Below are 19963 nucleotides of genomic sequence, written 5' to 3'. Positions count from 1 at the left end.
TATATAGATACTGTTTATCATTATATGAAGATGTTTAGGGTGGTGTGCTTACTATGAAGAAGAATCCAAAGAAGGATAAGCAAAAAACGAATAAGCTTTGGAAACTTAATGACCATAAGTTTCTTCATATTTTTTTATATGGTATTTTAGCTGTTATCCTTTTTGTAGCTCTATACAGCAATGTTAAACCAGAGACAATAGATATCGAGCTTTTTACAGTATCAGAACAAACTATTTATGCGCCAACTACTGTTGAGGATAAAATAGAAACGGAGAGAAAGCAGCAAGAAGCATATGATGCAGTTGAAGATCAATATGTGTTAAAAAAAGAAATCACAGATAAACAGGTAGATCTTATATCTTCTATTTTCGATACCATTATCGAGGTAAAGAAAGAGGTAGACACAAAAGAGGATTCAACGTTAACACCAGAGGAACAGGTTAAGAAATTACAAGGCAAACTTACATCTTCCATAAATGATAAAATACCTGGTGAAACATTTTTACCACTTATAAAAGCTAGTGATGCAGATTTAAATATGGCAAAAGACGCAGTTGTAACCGCTGTTAATAATATTATGAGTAAAGAAATTCCAATTGTTCAATTATCTGAAGCTAAAAAGCAAGTAGATGAAGAATTGCAATATACTCCTCTCCGCTCAGAGATATTACAATCAGCAACTGTTTTAGGTAAATTTGCCATTACTCCTAATTATGTATTTGATTTAAAAGCTACGGAAGAAAAAAGGCAGCAATCAGTTGATGCAGTCAAAGTAGCACAAATAAAGCAAGGGCAAATTTTGGTTGAAGAAGATGAATTAATTAATCGAGAAATTCACCGAAAGCTTGGGTTAGTCGGTTTACTTGATGATCAGCAATCATATAAACCATTTTTAGGCTTAGCTTTATTAATATTATTAATTTTGGCTGGGGTTATTTATTATTTTGAGAAAAAAGATAGTCCGATATCAAAGAGAAATAATTCTCTTCTTTTATACTGTTTAATATTTGCTATTACAATTTTATTAATGAAAATTGTAAGCTTATTTCAGAAAATTGATTACACACATATCGGTTATATAGTTCCTGTGGCTATGGGAGTTATGTTGATTAAATTATTAATAAATGAGCGATTAGCCATTTTAACAAGTATGATTTTTGCTGTGTGTGGAAGTGTAATTTTTAACGAGGGAATAACAGGTAGTTTTAATTTTTCAATAGGTGTATACTACTTGTTCGGATGTCTCGCAGGTGTGTTATTTTTAGGTGAACATAATCTTCGTTCGAAAATATTACAAGCTGGATTGTTTGTCGGTGGAATAAATGTTATTGTTCTAACAGCTATTATGCTGATCAGAAATGGATCATATTCAAATGTTGAAATTAGCTCCTATTTTGTAATGGCTTGTGTTTCTGGTCTTGTGTCATCAGTTCTAACAATTGGATTTATGCCGTTTTTTGAAACTGGCTTTGGCATTTTATCTACTATGAAGTTAATTGAACTTTCAAATCCGAATCATCCATTACTGCGTAAAATTTTAACTGAGACACCTGGTACATATCATCATAGTGTAATGGTAGCAAATTTATCAGAATCAGCATGTGAAGCAATCGGTGCAAATGGGTTACTTGCAAGAGTAGCTGCTTATTATCATGATATCGGGAAAACAAAACGCCCTCAGTATTTTATTGAAAATCAAATGAATATTGAAAATCCGCATAATAAGCTTTCAGCACAATTAAGTAAAAATATTATTATTTCGCATGTTACTGATGGTGTTGAGATGCTCAGAAAACATAAAATGCCGAAGGAATTTGTTGATATTGCTGAACAACATCATGGCACTACATTATTAAAATATTTCTACCATCAAGCAAAACAATCAAACGATTCAATTTATGAAGATGAATTTCGTTATCCAGGACCTAAGCCACAAACAAAGGAAATTGCTATTATTTCAATTGCTGATAGTGTAGAGGCGGCTGTTCGTTCAATGTCAAATCCAACACCAGAAAAAATAGAAAAGCTTGTTAAATCTATCATCGCAGACAGATTACAAGATAATCAATTAGATGAGTGTGATTTAACATTAAAAGAATTAGATATCATTGCAAAGTCATTTTGTGAATCACTTAAAGGTATATTCCATTCTAGAATTGAGTATCCGGAATTATCAAAAAAACAGAAGGTGAAATAGAGATGAGACTAATCATCGATAGTATAGATGAAACAAGTGAATTAACAGAAGAACAGGTTAAAACAGTCGAGGATCTTCTGCAGTTTGCAGCAGAAGCTGAAAATGTAAAACAAGATGCAGAGGTATCAGTCACATTCGTTACAAATGAACGTATACAAGAAGTAAACCGTGAATTTCGTGATAAAGACCAACCGACTGACGTTATCTCCTTTGCCTTAGAAGAAATGGGTGAAGGAGAGCTGGAAATCATCGGGTTAGATCAACCTCCAATGTTAGGGGACATCATCATTTCGATCCAACGCGCAAAAGAGCAAGCAGAAGAGTATGGTCATTCGTTTATAAGAGAGCTAGGCTTTCTAGCTTGCCATGGTTTTCTCCACTTATTAGGTTATGATCATATGAATGAACAAGATGAAAAAGAGATGTTTACTAAACAAAAGGATATCTTAAATAGTTATGGACTTAAAAGATCCCAAGACCTCTGAATGGAAGCGTTTCTATAAAAGTTTTAATTTTGCGTGGAACGGAATTTTCCAGACTTTTAAATCTGAGCGAAATTTTCAGATACATGTTTACATTTCAAGCCTGATGATCATTCTTGGTTTTTACCTGAAGTTTACCATGTTTGATTGGGTAGTCATTTTGTTTTTAATAGGTGGAATGCTTGCTTTAGAGTTAATGAACACTGCAATTGAGCATGTTGTAGATTTAATTACTGAGGATTATAACCCGATTGCCAAAGCAGCAAAAGATGCTGCGGCAGGAGCTGTTTTGGTATATGCGATTTTATCGGTTATAATTGGAGTAATTCTTTTATTAAGACATATATGAAACAAAAAAGGCACTATTTAGTGTATTGCGGACAAATTCAGAAGATTCTTACAATTAAATTACAATTTCCAAAATCACGTGAAAATAATGATGATATTAGGTAAACTATAAGAAGAATCATCATTCGGTAAAGAGAAAGGAAGAAAATCTAGTGAACATTGAACAACTCATCGAAGAAGCAAAAGCGGCAAGGGAAATAGCTTATACACCATACTCGAAATTTAAAGTAGGAGCTGCTTTAATAACGAATGATGGAAAAATTTATAAAGGCTGTAACATTGAAAATGCTGCATATAGTATGTGTAATTGTGCTGAGCGTACAGCTATTTTTAAAGCTTACTCAGAAGGCGATAAGCAGTATAAGGCGATAGCTGTAGTTGCGGATACGAAAAGACCAGTTCCACCATGTGGGGCCTGTCGTCAAGTTATTGCAGAGCTTTGCCCGAAAGATATGAGAGTTATATTAACTAACCTACAAGGTGATATAGAGGAATTAACAGTATCAGAATTATTACCAGGTGCTTTTTCATCGGAGGATTTACATGAATAAAAATGAATTCAAATCAGGTTTTGTTTCAATAATTGGAAGACCAAACGTAGGAAAATCAACGTTCATCAATCGTGTAATAGGGCAGAAAATTGCTATTATGAGTGATAAGCCGCAAACAACACGAAACAAAATTCAAGGTGTGTACACAACAAATAATTCACAAACAATTTTTATAGACACTCCTGGTATTCACAAACCAAAGCATAAACTTGGAGACTTTATGATGAAGGTCGCTCAGAATACGTTAAAAGAGGTTGATTTGATTCTTTTTATGATTAATGCTGAAGAAGGATTTGGTCGTGGTGATGAATTTATCATCGATAGACTGAAAGAAACAAAAACACCAGTATTTCTAATCATCAACAAAATTGACCAAATTCATCCTGATCAACTACTGCCGTTAATTAGTCAATATAAAGATATGTACCCTTTTAAAGAAGTAGTTCCAATTTCTGCACTCGAAGGAAATAATATCGATACGTTGCTAAAACAAATTGATATGATTCTTCCAGAAGGACCGCAATATTATCCAGCTGATCAAGTAACAGATCATCCAGAGCGGTTTATTATTACAGAATTGATAAGAGAAAAGGTATTACACTTAACGAGGGAAGAGATCCCGCATTCAATTGCCGTAGTAATGGATACCCTGGAACGTCGGGAACACAATCAATCTATATATGTTGGTGCAACCATTATAGTTGAGCGCGACTCTCAAAAAGGTATTGTCATTGGAAAACAAGGTAGCATGTTAAAAGAAGTGGGAAAAAGAGCTCGTGTTGATATAGAGGCTTTGCTAGGTTCAAAAGTATTTTTGGAGTTATGGGTTAAGGTTCAAAAAGACTGGAGAAATAAAGCATCTCAACTTCGTGATTATGGATTTAGAGACGATGAATACTAAAAGTTGAAGTTCACTTATTATTTACATTGATTGAATTTTAAAAAAGCAGAAGATAAATAAGTGCACCTTCTACAAGATCATGATTTTAGAGTATTCATAAAAATGATTAACAAATATTGTTTAACATGAAATGATGAAGAAAAGGTCAAGATAAATATATGAAATTGGATATTGCTTGCTAGTCTTAACAACTGAAAGGTGGGGTTTTTTATGTTGGATTTTACCTGGAAGGTTTTTTCGCAAACAGGTAGCATTGATACGTATCTTCTTTTTAAGGAAATGGAAAAGGAGAATGATGACGGACCCGATTATCAAGAGGATGAACTAGCTGAAATAGATTTTCCAATTTCCTGATCTTGCCTGATACCTTTGGAAGGTGAAGGAAATTTGCTTCAAAAATGTGAAGGAATCGTAATCCGTTCTACTGATTATGGTGAGACAAACAAAATTATTACAATATATACGAGAGAATTAGGAAAAGTTGGGGTTATGGCAAGAGGGGCAAAAAAACCAAACAGTCGCCTTACGTCAATTACCCAACTTTTTACGTATGGAACATTTATGTTTCAGAGATCGAATGGATTAGGTAGTCTACAGCAGGGTGAAATTATTCATTCGCTTAGAGGAATTAGAGAAGATATTTTTCTTACAGCTTACGCCTCTTACATAGCAGAATTATTAGATAAAAGTACTGAAAATACAGATAGAAATCCATTTCTTTTTGAATTATTAAAACAAACACTTATCTATCTTGATGATGAAGTAGATCCTGATATATTAGTTAATATTTTTGAAATGAAAATGTTGTCTGTGTTAGGCTTAAATCCACAGCTAGATAGTTGTACTGTTTGTGGTAATAAAGATGGTAACTTTCACTTTTCAATTAGAGAAGGTGGCTTTATTTGTCACCTCTGTTATCAAAAAGATCCTTATAGACTACCTATATCACCGATGACTGTTAAATTACTTAGATTATTTTATTATTTTGATTTGAACCGATTAGGTAATATATCTGTAAAACCAGAAACAAAAAAAGAACTAAAAAATGTTATTCAAGCTTACTATCAAGAATTTTCTGGTCTAACGATAAAATCAAAGCGGTTTTTAGATCAACTTGATTCATTAAAAGGTAAATTATAATAATCTAGTACTTAAAGCAACAATGTTTACGAAAACTGCTTTAATAATTGACTTTTAATATCATTTCGATTAAGATGCAAATATAATTAAACGAATTATGATGCGTTGAAGGAAAGAAGTATTTACGTTTCCCCAAGTGATAGCGACCTTAGGACGGTGAAAGCTAAGGATTGGCACGTAATGAAAGGCATTCCGGAGCTGAATTTTTAAAAGTGGCTTATTGTATAAGCAAATAGGGTGGAACCGCGGGTATGCTCTCGTCCCTATGTCATTTCTTTGGCATAGATGACGAGGGCTTTTTGTTGTTTAAAAAGCCGGATTTGCTCTATACAACTTATTTTGTTCAATGAGCATTCACCAATCTAATTAATTGCTGTCTAAAACTAAGGACGTCAAGAATGTTAAAAGAGTAAAATGTTTTTTCTTATGATTTCTAAATTTGCTTTATTTAAAACTAATGGAGGTGTTTTTGAATGAATATTCAAGAAATGATTTTAACGCTGCAAAAGCATTGGTCAGATCAAGGCTGTGTGCTGATGCAGGCATATGATACAGAAAAAGGGGCAGGGACTATGAGTCCATACACCTTTTTAAAAAGTATAGGTCCTGAACCATGGAAGGTTGCTTATGTTGAGCCGTCAAGACGACCTGCTGATGGGCGGTATGGAGAGAATCCTAATAGACTTTACCAGCATCACCAATTTCAAGTGATTATGAAACCGTCTCCTGATAACATTCAAGAGTTATATTTGGATTCATTACGTGCATTAGGTATTGATCCTTTAAAGCATGATATACGTTTTGTAGAAGATAACTGGGAAAATCCTTCCCTAGGCTGTGCAGGTTTAGGTTGGGAAGTATGGCTTGATGGAATGGAAATTACACAATTTACTTATTTCCAGCAAGTTGGTGGTTTGGAATGTAAACCAGTTTCTGCTGAAATTACATATGGAATTGAAAGGCTTGCATCATATATACAAGACAAGGAAAATGTTTTTGATCTAGAATGGACAAAAGGCTACACTGTGAGAGATATCTTCTTAATGCCTGAATATGAGCATTCAAAATATACATTTGAAACGTCTGATACTGATATGCTATTTCAGTTGTTTTCTACTTATGAAAAGGAAGCTATTAGACAAATGGACGTGGGACTTGTACATCCAGCATATGATTATGTCCTGAAATGCTCACATACTTTTAATCTTTTAGATGCAAAAGGAGCTATATCTGTTACTGAGAGAACAGGATACATTGGACGCGTGCGAAACTTAGCGCGTAAGGTAGCTAAAACATTTTATGATGAAAGAGAAAAATTAGGATTCCCAATGTTACATGAGAAAGGGGGAGAACATAATGAGTAAGCAAGATTTATTAATAGAAATTGGATTAGAGGAGCTACCAGCTCAATATGTCACACCTTCTATGAATCAGTTAGAAGATAAAATAACAAAATGGCTTGAAGAAAAAAAGTTATCTCATGGAGAAGTAAAAGCATTTTCAACACCAAGAAGGTTAGCTGTCCAAATAAAAGATGTGGCTGATAAGCAACCTGATATTGAAGAGGAAGCAAAAGGTCCAGCTAAAAAGATTGCTAAAGATGGTGAGGGGAATTGGTCTAAAGCTTCAATTGGTTTTACTAAGGGGCAAGGTGCATCTGTTGAGGACATTTATTTTAAAGAAATAAATGGGGTAGAATACGCACATGTCCAAAAACATATAAAAGGTCAAGAAACAAAAACTTTATTAATTGAAATGAAGCAATTAATTATTGGGTTAACATTCCCTAAAAATATGCGATGGGGAAGCAATGATTTACGATATATCAGACCAATTAAATGGATTGTAGCCCTATTTGGTAATGATGTTATACCATTTGAAATTGCAGGCATTGAGACAGGTTCATATACGTATGGACATCGTTTTCTAGGAAATAAAGTGGAAGTTGCTTCGCCATCTTTATATGAAGCTGCTTTGTTAGAACAATTTGTTTTAGCTGATCCTGTTAAACGTAAACAAGCGATTACGTCTCAGCTTTCAGAAATTGAAGCTGAACAAAAGTGGATTATTCCGATCGATGAGGATTTACTTGAGGAAGTTAATAATTTAGTTGAATACCCTACTGCTTTATTTGGTAAGTTTGAATCGGAGTATTTAACATTACCGGACGAAGTTTTAGTTACTAGTATGAAGGAGCATCAAAGATATTTTCCTGTTAGAAATCAGGAAGGTGAGTTACAGCCTTTCTTTGTTACTGTGAGAAATGGTGACCATAATCATCTTGAAAATGTAGCTCGAGGAAATGAAAAGGTATTACGAGCTAGATTATCTGATGCTAATTTCTTTTACAAGGAAGACAAAAAACTTAAGATAGAAGATGCAGTACAGAAATTAGATAAAATTGTTTTTCATGAAGAATTAGGAACTTTAGGAGAAAAAGTGAAGCGGGTTGTTAAGCTATCTGAAACACTTGCTGATCAGCTACAAATTAACTCTGAAGTAAAAGAAGATATTACACGTACAGCATCTATTTGTAAATTTGATTTGGTTACTCATATGGTATATGAATTTCCTGAACTACAAGGTAAAATTGGTGAGAAATATGCTAGGATTTCTGGAGAAAAAGAAACAGTTGCTGCTGCCATAAATGAACATTATATGCCAAGACATGCAGATGATGCTGTACCTTCTTCAGATATTGGTGCTATTGTTGCTTTAGCTGATAAACTTGATACAATTACAGGATTTTTTGCGATAGGCAAAATACCAACAGGCTCTCAAGATCCTTATGCATTAAGACGACAAGCAAGTGGAATTGTACAAATATTACGCTCAAAAAACTATAAGCTAGAACTTCCGCAATTATTCAGCTCAGCGCTTGAGTTGTTTGGTGATAAAGTCTCAGCAGATACTAAAAAAGAAATGATAGCATTCTTCAAACTACGATTAAAATACCTTTTAGCGGAGGATTCTATTCGCCATGATTTAATAGATGCTGTTCTAGAGTCATCTTACCTTGAAGTAACGTCATTAACTGAACGTGCAAGATTACTAAAACATGCTTCAGATCAACAAGAGTTTAAGGAAACAATTGAAGCACTAGCACGTGTTATGAATATCGCTAAAAAAGGTAGTGCACAAGAAATCAATGAGTTGTTATTTGAATCAGAGTATGAAAAAAAGCTATATGAAGTGTACAATATTTCATCTGGAAAAATAGCTGGTTATAAAGAAGCAGGCCAAGAGGAAGAAATTTTTAAAGTGCTAGCCAACTTAAAGCCAGTTATCAATGATTATTTTGATCATACGATGGTCATGGCTGAGGACGCAAAAATTAAAGAAAATCGTTTAGCTCAAATGGTGGCTATTTCAGAGTTGATTGAGTCATTTGCTAAAATGAATGTAATTTTAGTGAAATAATCAAACTACAGTAAACGAAGAAAAGAACTGTCTACTAATAAGTCAGTTCTTTTTTTCGTATGCTAAAACAAATTACTTTTCAAATCCCTTAGAAAGTATATAATAATTTTATATAGTATAACCTATTGTGCAAACTGATTATATTCTTTTACTAATACAAATTTGACGGTGTGTTAAATAAATATACAGTTACTTCTGCAATTTTATGAAAAAATATAAGATAGTAAATAAATTAGATATGATAATTAAAATGAAATCTACATTTGTGAATGTAATGATGGAAAAAATTTTAAAAAGTAAGGTGGTGAGTCAAATAGAGCTTAATAAACGTCAAGAGAAAATCGTAGAAATAGTAAAAGGAAATGGACCTATAACTGGGGAACAAATAGCAGATCAGTTAAATTTAACGAGAGCAACATTGCGCCCAGATTTAGCTATATTAACAATGACTGGATACTTAGATGCAAGACCACGTGTGGGTTATTATTTCACTGGTAAGAAAAATAATCAGCTTCTAACAGATGAGCTAAAGAAATTGAAGGTTAAGGACTATCAATCCATTCCAATTGTTGTGAGTGTAAATGTTTCAGTATATGATGCGATTTGTACGATGTTTTTAGAGGATGTAGGAACATTGTTTGTTGTTGATGATCAATCCATTTTAGTTGGAGTGCTATCACGAAAAGATTTATTACGTACAAGTATTGGCAAACAAGAATTAACAACAATACCTGTTAATATTATAATGACAAGAATGCCTAATATAACAGTTTGTAGACACGAAGATTTAATTTTAGATGTGGCACATGTTTTAATAGACAAGCAAATTGATGCGTTACCAGTTGTAAAGGATACAGAAAAAGGTTTAGAGGTTATTGGAAGGGTAACAAAAACAAATATGACAAAAATACTGGTTAGCCTTGCAGTGGAATAAAAGCAGCTAGCAAACGGAAATGGGGATATAATTAATGAGTTATCGATTAATTTATGTTGTATCTGATTCAGTAGGAGAAACAGCAGAGCTGGTTGTTAAGGCAGCTGCAAGCCAATTTAACGGAGCCTCAGCCAATACGAAAATTAAAAGAATTCCATATGTTGAAGACAAAGGTACGATATTAGAAGTGATTTCATTAGCAAAGCAGGACCACGCTATAGTTTGTTTTACAATGGTTGTCCCTGAATTAAGAAATTATTTAATGGAGGAAGCAACAAAACAAGGTGTTGTTTATTATGACATTATCGGTCCTTTAATAGATAAAATGGAAACTTCATATGGTATTTCAGCAAAATATGAGCCTGGTCGTGTTAGAAAACTAGATGATGATTATTTTAAAAAGGTGGAGGCGATTGAATTCGCCGTCAAATATGATGATGGACGAGATCCAAGAGGTATTCTAAAAGCCGACATCGTATTAATAGGTGTTTCAAGAACGTCGAAAACACCATTGTCACAATATCTTGCTCATAAGCGCTTTAAAGTTGCGAATGTACCGATTGTACCAGAAGTTGAACCACCAGAAGAATTATATAAGGTTTCAGCACAAAAATGTATTGGACTTCGAATTATGCCTGAGAAATTAAATCATATTCGAAAAGAAAGATTGAAATCATTAGGATTGAATGATGAAGCCTTTTATGCAAATATTGACCGAATACGAGAAGAACTAGATTATTTTGATAAAGTAGTAAATCAAATTGGTTGTCAGGTTGTAGATGTTTCAAATAAAGCTGTTGAAGAAACAGCAAATATCATTGCAAATTTCATGAATAAGCAAAATGGTACTTTTTAGGTAATTCATGGGGGGCTTGTTGGTAATTAACAATTATCATAAGTCTCCCATATTTTTATGGTGGAAAACATGACAATTCAAAGAAGCTTTGTTTGAGAAAAAGCTTACCTTATGAAGGTTTAACTGTTCTGGCGCTTACTCTTTTCTAAGTTTTTTAGTACTTAAATGGGGATTAGTTGCTTATACTTAAATTTAGGAGAAGAAAACAATAGAAATTTGACGAACTTTGTATTATAATAAAAAATTGTGATAAAAAGTAATTTTTTAGGTTTAGAACTTGACATCTAGGAATAAACTATTAATTGTAAACTGTCAAGAAATACACAGAAATAATTTTCGACAAAAAAGGATTTTCGTTCTTTTTCTAGAATATTAACTTACAGTAGTATTGTTAAGAAGGATTATCCCGGAGTGATGTAGAATAATGAACTATGCTAAAAAAAATATAGGGATTTATGTTGATGCTGATGCTTGTCCAGTCAAGCAGGAAGTAATGGATATTGCAGGGAAGTATAAAATAAACGTTACTTTTGTAGCATCCTATAACCATAGTTCTGATAAAACATATGGTGGAAATTGGGTGTTTGTAGACACTGGTAAAGAAGAAGCAGATTTATACATAGTCAATCATGTAAATAAACATGATATTGTTATTTCACAAGATATTGGTTTAGCAGGTTTATTGCTAAGGAAAAATGTTATTGTTGTTACTCCTAGGGGTAAACAATATACAGAAGCTAATATTGAATCAGCCCTGCAGTTTCGATATTTATCAGCTATGGAGCGTCGTAGTGGTAAGTACACTAAAGGTCCAAAAAAGTTCACTGCTGAAGATACAATAAATTTTATCACAACAATCGAAAAAATTTTGTCGAAAGATGCAGGAGATTTTAAATAAATATTGAATATCTCTATTACGGAGTTGTTAGTATGGGAAATCGAATTCCCGAAGAATTAATCGAGAAAATCCAACGAACTTCTGACATTGTTGATGTGATAAGTGAATATGTTCAACTGAAGAAACAAGGTCGTAACTATTTTGGCTTATGTCCGTTTCATGGAGAAAAGTCCCCTTCGTTTTCAGTTTCAGCTGATAAACAGATTTTTCACTGCTTTGGATGTGGTGCAGGTGGAAATGTTTTTTCCTTCTTAATGCAACATGAGAATTATTCATTTATAGAAGCTGCCCAACACGTTGCTGATAAAGTTGGTATTGAGTTACCTACTGAAATCACAGCAAATGATCAGGAGCGCAACATCCCAAAAGATGCTGAGAAGATGATCGAAGCTCATGAACTTCTAAAGAAATTTTACCATCATTTATTGGTAAATACAAAAGAGGGTCAAGAAGCATTAGATTATTTATTGAATAGAGGCTTTACTCGAGAAACAATTGATACATTTGAAATTGGTTATGCACTTGATTCTTGGGACTTTATATCAAAATTCTTGGTGAAAAGGGGTTTTAGTGCTGATTTAATGGAGGAAGCTGGATTATTAGTCAAGAAAAATAATTCAGAAGACTATTTTGATCGCTTTCGAAATAGAATTATGTTTCCTATAACAGATCATCATGGTATGACAATAGCGTTCTCAGGGAGAGTGCTCGGAGACGAGAAGCCAAAGTATCTGAACAGCCCTGAAACAAAAATATTTAATAAGAGTAAGATACTCTATAATTTTCACCGAGCTAGGGTACATATTCGGAAAAATCAACAAGCTGTTCTTTTTGAAGGCTTTGCTGATGTTATATCTTCTTCAAGATCTGGTGTAGAGAATGCTATAGCAACAATGGGAACTTCACTAACTGAAGAGCAGGCAAAAATTTTAAGAAGAAATGTATCTGAGATTGTGATTTGTTATGATTCAGATTCTGCAGGAATAGAAGCAACAAATCGAGCAGCTAAGATCTTACAAAGTGTTGGATGTCATATAAACGTTGCAATGATTCAAGATGGTTTAGACCCTGATGACTACATCAAAAAGTACGGCTCTGAAAAGTTTAAAAACGATGTAATAGGGGCAAGTGTACCTCTAATGACGTTCAAGATGAGCTATTACAGAAGAGGTAAGAACCTCCAAAATGAAGGAGAACGATTCCAATATATTGAGAATATCCTTGGTGAGGTTAGCCAATTAAAAAGTGCAGTTGAAAAGGAAATCTATTTGAAGCAGCTTTCTAAAGAGTTTGATTTATCAATGGATGTTCTAAAAGAACAGCTTAACCAGAAGAAGCCTAAACAAGAATCTGATCATACTTCAAATGTAAAAAAGGTTCCACAACAGGTGAAGCGCAACCCAATTGCAAGAAAAAGCCTGTTACCCGCCTTTCACACTGCAGAACGAATGTTAATTGGCTATATGCTAAGAAGTAAGGATCTGTCTCAGAAGGTATTAGAACGACTTGGTCTTCAATTTAATATTGAAGAGCATAAAGCTATTGTTACTTATCTGTATGGATTTTATGAAGAAGGAAATGAGGAAAATGTTAGCTCGTTTCTTTCAAGATTACCAAATGCAGAATTACAAGATATTGTATCCAACATTGCGATGATTACATTAAACACTGAAGTAAGTGAACAAGAGTTATCAGATTGTATAAAACAGGTGTTGAATCATCAAAAAATGTTAATGATAAAAGAAAAAGAAGCTGTTAAAAATGAAGCTGAAAGAAATAAACAGTTCAAAGAAGCAGCTCAAATAGCAATGGAAATTATTCAATTAAAACAAGCTTTAAAGTCATAAAAAGTAAGCTGAAGTGAAGAGGTAAATATTAATAAGTGTGTTAACTATAACACATTCAAGATATATCAAATATACCGCTACACAGTAATCCAGTGGCTTATCTTATAACTTGGTAAGTTTGGAAGGAGGGGTTCCTATGGCTGATAAACAGACCCATGAAACGGAAGTAACCTTTGAACAGGTGAAAGACCAATTAACAGAAATCGGGAAAAAACGTGGAGTATTAACATACGAAGAAATCGCAGAGCGTATGGCTAACTTCGAAATAGAATCAGACCAGATGGATGAGTATTATGAATTTTTAGGTGAACAGGGTGTTGAATTGTTAGGTGAAGCAGGTACAGAGGCTGATCCAAATGTTCAAGATTTGGCAAAAGAAGAAGAATTTGATTTGAATGATTTGAGTGTACCACCAGGCGTTAAAATAAATGACCCTGTACGTATGTACTTAAAAGAGATCGGTCGTGTAGATCTTTTATCTGCAAACGAAGAAATTAATCTTGCTAAACGTATTGAAGAAGGTGACGATGAAGCAAAGAGAAGACTTGCAGAAGCAAATCTAAGACTTGTTGTAAGTATTGCTAAACGATATGTTGGTCGTGGAATGCTTTTCCTTGATTTAATTCAAGAAGGTAATATGGGTTTAATGAAAGCTGTAGAAAAGTTTGATTATCGAAAAGGTTATAAATTTAGTACGTATGCAACATGGTGGATACGCCAAGCGATTACACGTGCTATTGCGGATCAGGCACGTACAATTCGTATTCCAGTTCATATGGTTGAGACGATCAACAAATTAATTAGAGTTCAACGTCAGTTACTTCAAGATCTTGGAAGAGAACCAACTCCAGAAGAAATTGGAGAAGACATGGAACTAACCCCTGACAAGGTTAGGGAAATCCTTAAGATTGCTCAAGAACCTGTTTCACTTGAAACACCAATTGGTGAGGAAGATGATTCACACTTAGGTGATTTCATAGAAGATCAGGACGCAACTTCACCTTCTGAACATGCTGCATACGAACTGCTGAAAGAACAGCTAGAGGATGTACTTGACACGTTAACAGATCGTGAAGAAAATGTGTTACGCCTACGTTTTGGCCTAGATGATGGCAGAACTAGAACTCTTGAAGAAGTTGGTAAGGTATTCGGTGTAACTCGTGAGCGTATTCGTCAAATAGAGGCAAAGGCGCTTAGAAAGTTACGTCACCCTAGCCGTAGTAAACGTCTAAAAGACTTTTTAGAATAGAAGGCGGACTTATGTCCGTCTTTCAGTTTGTAATAACATACTCTAACTTACACACGATGACACGCTGGATGTGAAACAACTTAAAACTTATCATTTACAAGCCATACATGTCTTCTTTAAAATAAGAGTAACAATGATTAAGGATGGCTAAGATGGATAAAGATAAAAAAAACATTATAATCAATGAAATTCATCAATGGAAAGACAATAAACTTTTACCTGAAACATATTGTGACTTTTTGTTAGCTCTCTATACTGAAGGTAATCAAGAAAATAATGAACAAGTTGAAGTGAAAAAAAAGAAAAAAAGACTACCTACATTTGATGGCTTTTTATATGCTTTTATTATGATCTTAGTAATAGCATCTCTTCTTTTTACTAATTTTACTGAAATTGCCTATTTAATGCAAATGGTTATCCTAAGTTTTTTACTCATAGGATCTTTTCTTGTTACCGCTTACTTTATTAGAAAAGGCAAATCATTTCAAGTGCCTTTAAGCTTAACTTTTATACAATTATTAATTTCCTCCATTGCATTATCTGATTTTTTTGCAAGCGGAAATGATTTTATCCTAGGATTGATCATTATTAGTAATTGTCTAGTTTGGTTAACTTTTGGTGTAATTCTAAGAATTCTTTACCTTTCTATAAGTGGTATATTAGGTATAGCTGTTTTTGTTGTTGCTATTATATTATAATGAATTTTAGTAGGTTAAGTATGTCAATAAGGATTTATAAAGTTTGCTCATAAATGTCTGCTTTTTGTCTAAAGTGTGAAAAACATAAAGATGTTATAAGATAGGTCTTTTACTTATCATAAAATTACAGTAAAATAGAGGTTGTTTATAAAGACTATTTTCGCAAACTTTGTTGCTTTTTGATTACTTGTAGAAATAGCCGTGTATAGATACTTGTTGCATCTCTTCTTGATTAAATGGTACTATTATGTGATGAAAACAATGTTTCTACTGACGATTTAAGCTATTATTATAGCAGCAATCTTTTCAGAAAAGAGCTCTTATAAAAAACAAATGTACTTATGAAACTTATCTATTAGTACTATGCAGTAAACCTAATACCTACACAAAGAAAACGCTCTATTAGTTCAAATGACTGAGAAGAAAAACTCAGAATATGATTTCTAATAGCGACATTAGTTGGAATTTAAGCCGACTAATGGGAGATTCACATTTACATAAGGGAGGTTACATGATGAATCGCAATCCACTTATTCCATTTTTATTAATCGCACTCTTAGGAATCGGCCTTATGTTTCTTTTATCATTCAAAGGTCTTGGCGATCATGAAGAATTAGCAAATGGGGAAGAAGAACCAAAAACAGAGGATGTTGCAAATGCATCTCCGGAAGAAATTTACCAGCAAAACTGTATTACTTGCCATGGTCAAAACTATGAAGGTGGCGCAGGTCCAGCACTTGTTGGTGTTGGTGATCGTTTAAGTGTAGACGAAATAAAGCAAATTCTTAAACAGGGTAAAGGTATCATGCCAGCTAATCTAGTTCCAGATGAGAAACTGGATGAAATGGCTGATTGGGTATCACAAATTAAATAATTAACGTTTAATTTAGAACACAAATCAATTACTATTAATTAATGTTTATTATCGTAAATAAAAGAAAAGTCCTTTGCATCTGTGAAGGACTTTTTTTATACTTTATAGCATGTACTCACCCTACCTAGCTAAAAACCATAGTAAGAATAATGGTGTTTATAATTTAGCTAAAATGAAAACCTTAAAGATATATCATATTTTATAGAAAATTGGTGACATAATGAATGAAATGAATCTATCGAAAAGACTTGAAACAGTAGCTCGTTTTATACCAGAAAGAGCTGTGATGGCAGATATTGGATCTGATCATGCCTATCTTCCCTGCTTTTCAATTTTACAAGGCAAAGCTAGGTTAGCAATTGCCGGGGAAATTACTTCTGGACCTTATGAATCTGCAAAAAATCAAGTAATAAAAACCGAACTTCAAAATGTTATTTCTGTAAGACAGGGAGATGGTCTTTCAGTTATCAAAGAAGATGATCAAGTTGATTGTATTACAATTGCTGGTATGGGAGGGGGTTTAATAAAGAAGATACTTGAAGAAGGAAGTTCAAAGCTTACTTCTGTTAAAAGATTAATATTACAGCCTAATATACACTCCATCTATATAAGAGAATGGTTAGTAGAAAACAATTGGGAACTTGTTGATGAAGAAATTATTGAAGAAGATGACAAAATTTATGAAATACTTGTTGCTGAAAAAGGTAATACAAAAAAACCTTATAAAGGTGTATCCTTTCATGCTGGTCTTCTATTAGGACCGATTTTAATTACTAAAAAAACAGATGTTTTTAAGAAGAAGTGGCTCCATGAGAGTAATCATTGGAAAGCAATTATTAAACAGCTTGAGGAATCAGGACATACATATAATAATAATGAGAAATATAGAGACTTAACCGAGAAAATTAAGCTAGTTGAGGAGGTTTTAGAATCTTGAAAAAATTACCAAATGGATTTGAGGTCATTCAATTATTTGAACAATTTTCTCCAAAAGCCTATGCAGTAGAGGGAGATAAAATAGGACTTCAAATTGGTACATTAAATAAGAAAATACATAATGTTATGATTACCCTAGATGTTGTTGAATCAGTAATTGATGAAGCAATAGAGAAAAGCGTTGATTTGATTATTGCTCATCATCCTCCAATTTTTAGAGCGATAAAAAAACTTACAACTGATTCTACTTTTGGAAAAATGATTGAGAAGTGTATAAAGCATAACATTGCTATTTATGCAGCACACACTAACTTAGATGTAGCAAATGGCGGAGTGAATGATTTATTAGCGCAAGCTCTAAACCTATCTCAACTGGATGTACTTGTTCCGACTTATGAGGACAAGCTTAAGAAGTTAGTAGTATTTGTACCTTCAACACATGAGAAGCAGCTTAGAGAAGCATTAGGACATGCTGGTGCAGGGCATATAGGAAACTACAGTCATTGTACATTTGCGACAGAAGGTGAAGGTGGATTTTTACCGCTTGATGGAACTAATCCATATATAGGTAAAAAGGGAAATCTAGAATATGTATCTGAATCTAGAGTTGAGACAGTTTTTCCAACATCAATAGAAAAGAAAGTGATACAAGCTATGCTAAAATCACATCCTTATGAAGAGGTTGCTTATGATATTTATGCTCTCGATCAAAAAGGGTTAACTCTAGGTCTAGGAAGAATAGGCGTTTTACCAGAAGAATTAACACTTGCAGAATTTGCAGAGCATGTTAAAAAGTCTCTTGACGTAGAGCGAGTTCGATTGGTTGGAGATCCGAATAGTAAGATCAAAAAAGTGGCTGTTTTAGGTGGAGATGGTAATAAGTATATTCAGCAAGCAAAATTTAAGGGAGCAGATGTATATGTAACTGGAGATTTGTATTTCCATGTTGCGCATGATGCACTTATGATGGATTTGAATGTGATTGATCCTGGTCACCATGTTGAGAAGGTTATGATTAAGGGAGTATCAGCTAAACTTAGTTCTATGTGTACTGATAAGAACTTTAATGTTAATATTTCTGGATCTGAAATTGATACAAATCCGTTTAAGTTTATTTGATTGTTATATAGCTGGGACATAAGTAAAGAAGGCATAAACAAAGACGAATAAATCTAAATTCAGTTAAGTTGAAAGGAACAAGTGCGTTCCATTGCGCTGCAGACACTCCATTCGCCGGGGAGGAATCTGAGCCCTCCTCGGCTACGCCTGCGGGGTCTCAGCCTTTCCTCTATTCCCGTAGGAGTCGAATGTCTTCCGCTCCATTCCACTAGTTCTTAAAAATAGTATGCAAAATCAAAAAGTCTATTAAAGACGGCAAATAAAAACCCGAACTATTCGGCGAATGATTAATTGAAATATCACCTAATAATTCGGGTTTTTCATTAACTGAAATACTTATGTCCCAACCTCTCTTTTGTTTTTACAGAGATAGAACCAAATATACAAAGAGGATGTCTCATTAAGAAAGTTTTAGCAAATCAAACCAATGTGTTTGGTCTCTTTGCAAAACTTTATGAGGCATCCTCTTATTTATTAATTTTTAATTTTAACTTTAGGTAATATTTTCGATAAAGGAATTTCATGATTTAAAACCCAAGTGGCTTCATCATCAGGGTTATATTGTTCAAGAAATTGTATGACTTTTTTTGTAATTGGTGTAGGTGTGGAAGCACCTGCTGTTACAGCAACAGTTTTTACATCTTTTAACCATTCTAGCTTTAATTCACTTAAGTCAGAAATTCGATAGGCTGTTGTACCAGCAATTTGCTCTGATACTTGTGCTAAACGATTAGAATTGTTACTCTTCGGATCTCCAACAACGATTGTTAAATCAGCTTCTCCTGCTTGCTCTGCTACGGCTTCTTGGCGAACTTGTGTTGCTAAGCAAATTTCTCGATGAACTTCAACATGAGGGAACTTTTCCTTTACTAGTTCCATTATATCGGCTACATCCCACTGACTCATCGTTGTTTGATTCGTAACGATGATTTTCTCACTATCTATATTAAGCTGTTCAACATCCTCAATTGTTTCTACAAGATGCACCACATGTGGTGCAACACCTACGGCACCCTCAGGCTCTGGATGGTTCTTCTTACCAATGTAGATAATGTGATAGCCCTGGGCTTCTTTCTCACGAATTAAATCATGCGTTTTTGTTACGTCTGGACATGTTGCATCAAGTGTGATGAGACCTTTAGCTTTTGCAATTTCCCTAACCTCTGGAGAAACTCCATGAGCAGTAAAAACAATTGTACCTTTATCAACTTTTTCTAGAATCTCTAAACGGTTATTACCATCTAGAGTGATAATACCATCTTCTTCAAAAGCATCTGTAACATGTTTATTATGAACAATCATTCCTAAAATGTAGATTGGTCTTGGTAAGGTTTTATCTAAAGCGGCGTTTTTAGCGATTACCATTGCATCAACAACACCATAACAATATCCACGAGGTGCGATTTTAATAACGTTCATTTATATTGCCTCCTTAAGAGATCACATAGAGAGTTTTTAGTACATGGAAAAAAAGCCGTTAAAACGGCTCTTTACTCTCATAATCTCTTAATA

18 protein-coding genes, 1 pseudogene and 1 other annotated feature are annotated in these 19963 nt (G+C 33.7%); of the genes and pseudogenes, 18 read left to right on the top strand and 1 reads right to left on the bottom strand.

The genetic code is table 11. The annotated features are described in order from the left end of the window. Nucleotides 1–53 precede the first annotated feature (53 nt). The 18 genes and pseudogenes from JOC75_RS13365 to JOC75_RS13280 all read left to right on the top strand — a co-directional run bounded on the left by JOC75_RS13365 (nucleotide 54) and on the right by JOC75_RS13280 (nucleotide 18451). A complete protein-coding gene (locus tag JOC75_RS13365) occupies nucleotides 54–2198 on the top strand; it encodes an HD family phosphohydrolase (RefSeq protein ID WP_204954535.1) in 2145 nt (714 codons plus the stop codon). Between the two features lie 2 nt (nucleotides 2199–2200). Continuing rightward, nucleotides 2201–2683 (top strand): rRNA maturation RNase YbeY, encoded by a 483-nt coding sequence (ybeY, locus tag JOC75_RS13360; RefSeq protein WP_204954534.1) that lies wholly within the window; start codon nucleotides 2201–2203, stop codon nucleotides 2681–2683. Beyond that, on the top strand, nucleotides 2655–3029 hold the full coding sequence (locus JOC75_RS13355; protein WP_204954533.1) for a diacylglycerol kinase family protein: 375 nt from the start codon (nucleotides 2655–2657) through the stop codon (nucleotides 3027–3029). Before ybeY ends, JOC75_RS13355 begins: the two co-directional genes overlap by 29 nt. A gap of 136 nt (nucleotides 3030–3165) precedes the next feature. After that, nucleotides 3166–3579: pseudogene (locus JOC75_RS13350) on the top strand (cytidine deaminase); the annotation flags it as partial. Beyond that, complete coding sequence (gene era / locus JOC75_RS13345) at nucleotides 3572–4480, top strand: GTPase Era (protein WP_204954531.1); 909 nt, start codon at nucleotides 3572–3574, stop codon at nucleotides 4478–4480. The pseudogene JOC75_RS13350 and the gene era, both read left to right, overlap by 8 nt. A gap of 210 nt (nucleotides 4481–4690) precedes the next feature. Further along, entirely contained in the window at nucleotides 4691–4834 is a 144-nt protein-coding gene (locus JOC75_RS13340; RefSeq protein ID WP_204954530.1) for a YqzL family protein, read from the top strand. A 33-nt stretch (nucleotides 4835–4867) separates the two neighbouring features. Next, complete coding sequence (gene recO, locus JOC75_RS13335; RefSeq protein WP_204954529.1) at nucleotides 4868–5620, top strand: DNA repair protein RecO; 753 nt, start codon at nucleotides 4868–4870, stop codon at nucleotides 5618–5620. A 96-nt stretch (nucleotides 5621–5716) separates the two neighbouring features. Beyond that, nucleotides 5717–5888: a binding site (T-box leader), on the top strand. Nucleotides 5889–6093: 205 nt separating this feature from the next. Then, complete coding sequence (gene glyQ, locus JOC75_RS13330) at nucleotides 6094–6984, top strand: glycine--tRNA ligase subunit alpha (protein WP_146949052.1); 891 nt, start codon at nucleotides 6094–6096, stop codon at nucleotides 6982–6984. Beyond that, nucleotides 6977–9040, top strand: a complete 2064-nt coding sequence (gene glyS / locus JOC75_RS13325; protein ID WP_204954528.1) for a glycine--tRNA ligase subunit beta — start codon at nucleotides 6977–6979, stop codon at nucleotides 9038–9040. The genes glyQ and glyS overlap by 8 nt, the downstream gene beginning before the upstream one ends. Before the next feature lie 304 nt (nucleotides 9041–9344). After that, entirely contained in the window at nucleotides 9345–9974 is a 630-nt protein-coding gene (ccpN, locus tag JOC75_RS13320; protein ID WP_146949050.1) for a transcriptional regulator CcpN, read from the top strand. Nucleotides 9975–10008: 34 nt separating this feature from the next. After that, entirely contained in the window at nucleotides 10009–10830 is an 822-nt protein-coding gene (locus tag JOC75_RS13315; RefSeq protein ID WP_204954527.1) for a pyruvate, water dikinase regulatory protein, read from the top strand. A gap of 424 nt (nucleotides 10831–11254) precedes the next feature. Further along, nucleotides 11255–11728, top strand: a complete 474-nt coding sequence (locus JOC75_RS13310; protein WP_204954526.1) for a YaiI/YqxD family protein — start codon at nucleotides 11255–11257, stop codon at nucleotides 11726–11728. Between the two features lie 32 nt (nucleotides 11729–11760). Then, nucleotides 11761–13575, top strand: coding sequence for a DNA primase (gene dnaG / locus JOC75_RS13305; RefSeq protein ID WP_204954525.1), 1815 nt, complete (start codon nucleotides 11761–11763; stop codon nucleotides 13573–13575). A 136-nt stretch (nucleotides 13576–13711) separates the two neighbouring features. Beyond that, nucleotides 13712–14824, top strand: a complete 1113-nt coding sequence (rpoD, locus tag JOC75_RS13300; RefSeq protein WP_204954524.1) for an RNA polymerase sigma factor RpoD — start codon at nucleotides 13712–13714, stop codon at nucleotides 14822–14824. Between the two features lie 152 nt (nucleotides 14825–14976). Continuing rightward, nucleotides 14977–15522: a hypothetical protein gene (locus JOC75_RS13295; protein ID WP_204954523.1), complete on the top strand. Its 546-nt coding sequence runs from the start codon at nucleotides 14977–14979 to the stop codon at nucleotides 15520–15522. 514 nt (nucleotides 15523–16036) lie between these two features. Then, nucleotides 16037–16396 carry a cytochrome c550 gene (gene cccA, locus JOC75_RS13290; protein WP_204954522.1) on the top strand — a complete coding sequence of 120 codons (360 nt, stop codon included), beginning with the start codon at nucleotides 16037–16039 and terminating at the stop codon, nucleotides 16394–16396. A gap of 220 nt (nucleotides 16397–16616) precedes the next feature. After that, entirely contained in the window at nucleotides 16617–17333 is a 717-nt protein-coding gene (locus tag JOC75_RS13285) for a tRNA (adenine(22)-N(1))-methyltransferase (RefSeq protein WP_204954521.1), read from the top strand. Then, the gene (locus JOC75_RS13280) at nucleotides 17330–18451 is read left to right on the top strand and encodes a Nif3-like dinuclear metal center hexameric protein (protein ID WP_204954520.1); all 1122 of its coding nucleotides are present in this window, start codon (nucleotides 17330–17332) and stop codon (nucleotides 18449–18451) included. The genes JOC75_RS13285 and JOC75_RS13280 overlap by 4 nt, the downstream gene beginning before the upstream one ends. A gap of 474 nt (nucleotides 18452–18925) precedes the next feature. Here JOC75_RS13280 and JOC75_RS13275 read toward each other — a convergent pair whose 3' ends face one another. Further along, nucleotides 18926–19870 carry a 4-hydroxy-3-methylbut-2-enyl diphosphate reductase gene (locus JOC75_RS13275; RefSeq protein WP_204954519.1) on the bottom strand — a complete coding sequence of 315 codons (945 nt, stop codon included), beginning with the start codon at nucleotides 19868–19870 and terminating at the stop codon, nucleotides 18926–18928. Nucleotides 19871–19963: the final 93 nt, after the last annotated feature.

Source organism: Metabacillus crassostreae, from assembly GCF_016908395.1.
In the GTDB taxonomy this organism is placed as follows: Bacteria; Bacillota; Bacilli; order Bacillales; family Bacillaceae; genus Metabacillus; species Metabacillus crassostreae.
Note: the sequence above shows the minus strand (reverse complement) of the source record. Positions and strands in the feature narration are given on the sequence as shown.

Excerpts from the sequence above, each read along its gene's own strand:
- JOC75_RS13365 (WP_204954535.1), top strand. The coding sequence starts at position 54 with ATGAAGAAGAATCCAAAGAAGGATAAGCAAAAAACGAATAAGCTTTGG.
- ybeY (WP_204954534.1), top strand. The coding sequence starts at position 2,201 with ATGAGACTAATCATCGATAGTATAGATGAAACAAGTGAATTAACAGAA.
- JOC75_RS13355 (WP_204954533.1), top strand. The coding sequence starts at position 2,655 with ATGGACTTAAAAGATCCCAAGACCTCTGAATGGAAGCGTTTCTATAAA.
- era (WP_204954531.1), top strand. The coding sequence starts at position 3,572 with ATGAATAAAAATGAATTCAAATCAGGTTTTGTTTCAATAATTGGAAGA.
- JOC75_RS13340 (WP_204954530.1), top strand. The coding sequence starts at position 4,691 with ATGTTGGATTTTACCTGGAAGGTTTTTTCGCAAACAGGTAGCATTGAT.
- glyQ (WP_146949052.1), top strand. The coding sequence starts at position 6,094 with ATGAATATTCAAGAAATGATTTTAACGCTGCAAAAGCATTGGTCAGAT.
- glyS (WP_204954528.1), top strand. The coding sequence starts at position 6,977 with ATGAGTAAGCAAGATTTATTAATAGAAATTGGATTAGAGGAGCTACCA.
- JOC75_RS13315 (WP_204954527.1), top strand. The coding sequence starts at position 10,009 with ATGAGTTATCGATTAATTTATGTTGTATCTGATTCAGTAGGAGAAACA.
- JOC75_RS13310 (WP_204954526.1), top strand. The coding sequence starts at position 11,255 with ATGAACTATGCTAAAAAAAATATAGGGATTTATGTTGATGCTGATGCT.
- dnaG (WP_204954525.1), top strand. The coding sequence starts at position 11,761 with ATGGGAAATCGAATTCCCGAAGAATTAATCGAGAAAATCCAACGAACT.
- rpoD (WP_204954524.1), top strand. The coding sequence starts at position 13,712 with ATGGCTGATAAACAGACCCATGAAACGGAAGTAACCTTTGAACAGGTG.
- JOC75_RS13295 (WP_204954523.1), top strand. The coding sequence starts at position 14,977 with ATGGATAAAGATAAAAAAAACATTATAATCAATGAAATTCATCAATGG.
- cccA (WP_204954522.1), top strand. The coding sequence starts at position 16,037 with ATGAATCGCAATCCACTTATTCCATTTTTATTAATCGCACTCTTAGGA.
- JOC75_RS13285 (WP_204954521.1), top strand. The coding sequence starts at position 16,617 with ATGAATGAAATGAATCTATCGAAAAGACTTGAAACAGTAGCTCGTTTT.
- JOC75_RS13275 (WP_204954519.1), bottom strand. The coding sequence starts at position 19,870 with ATGAACGTTATTAAAATCGCACCTCGTGGATATTGTTATGGTGTTGTT.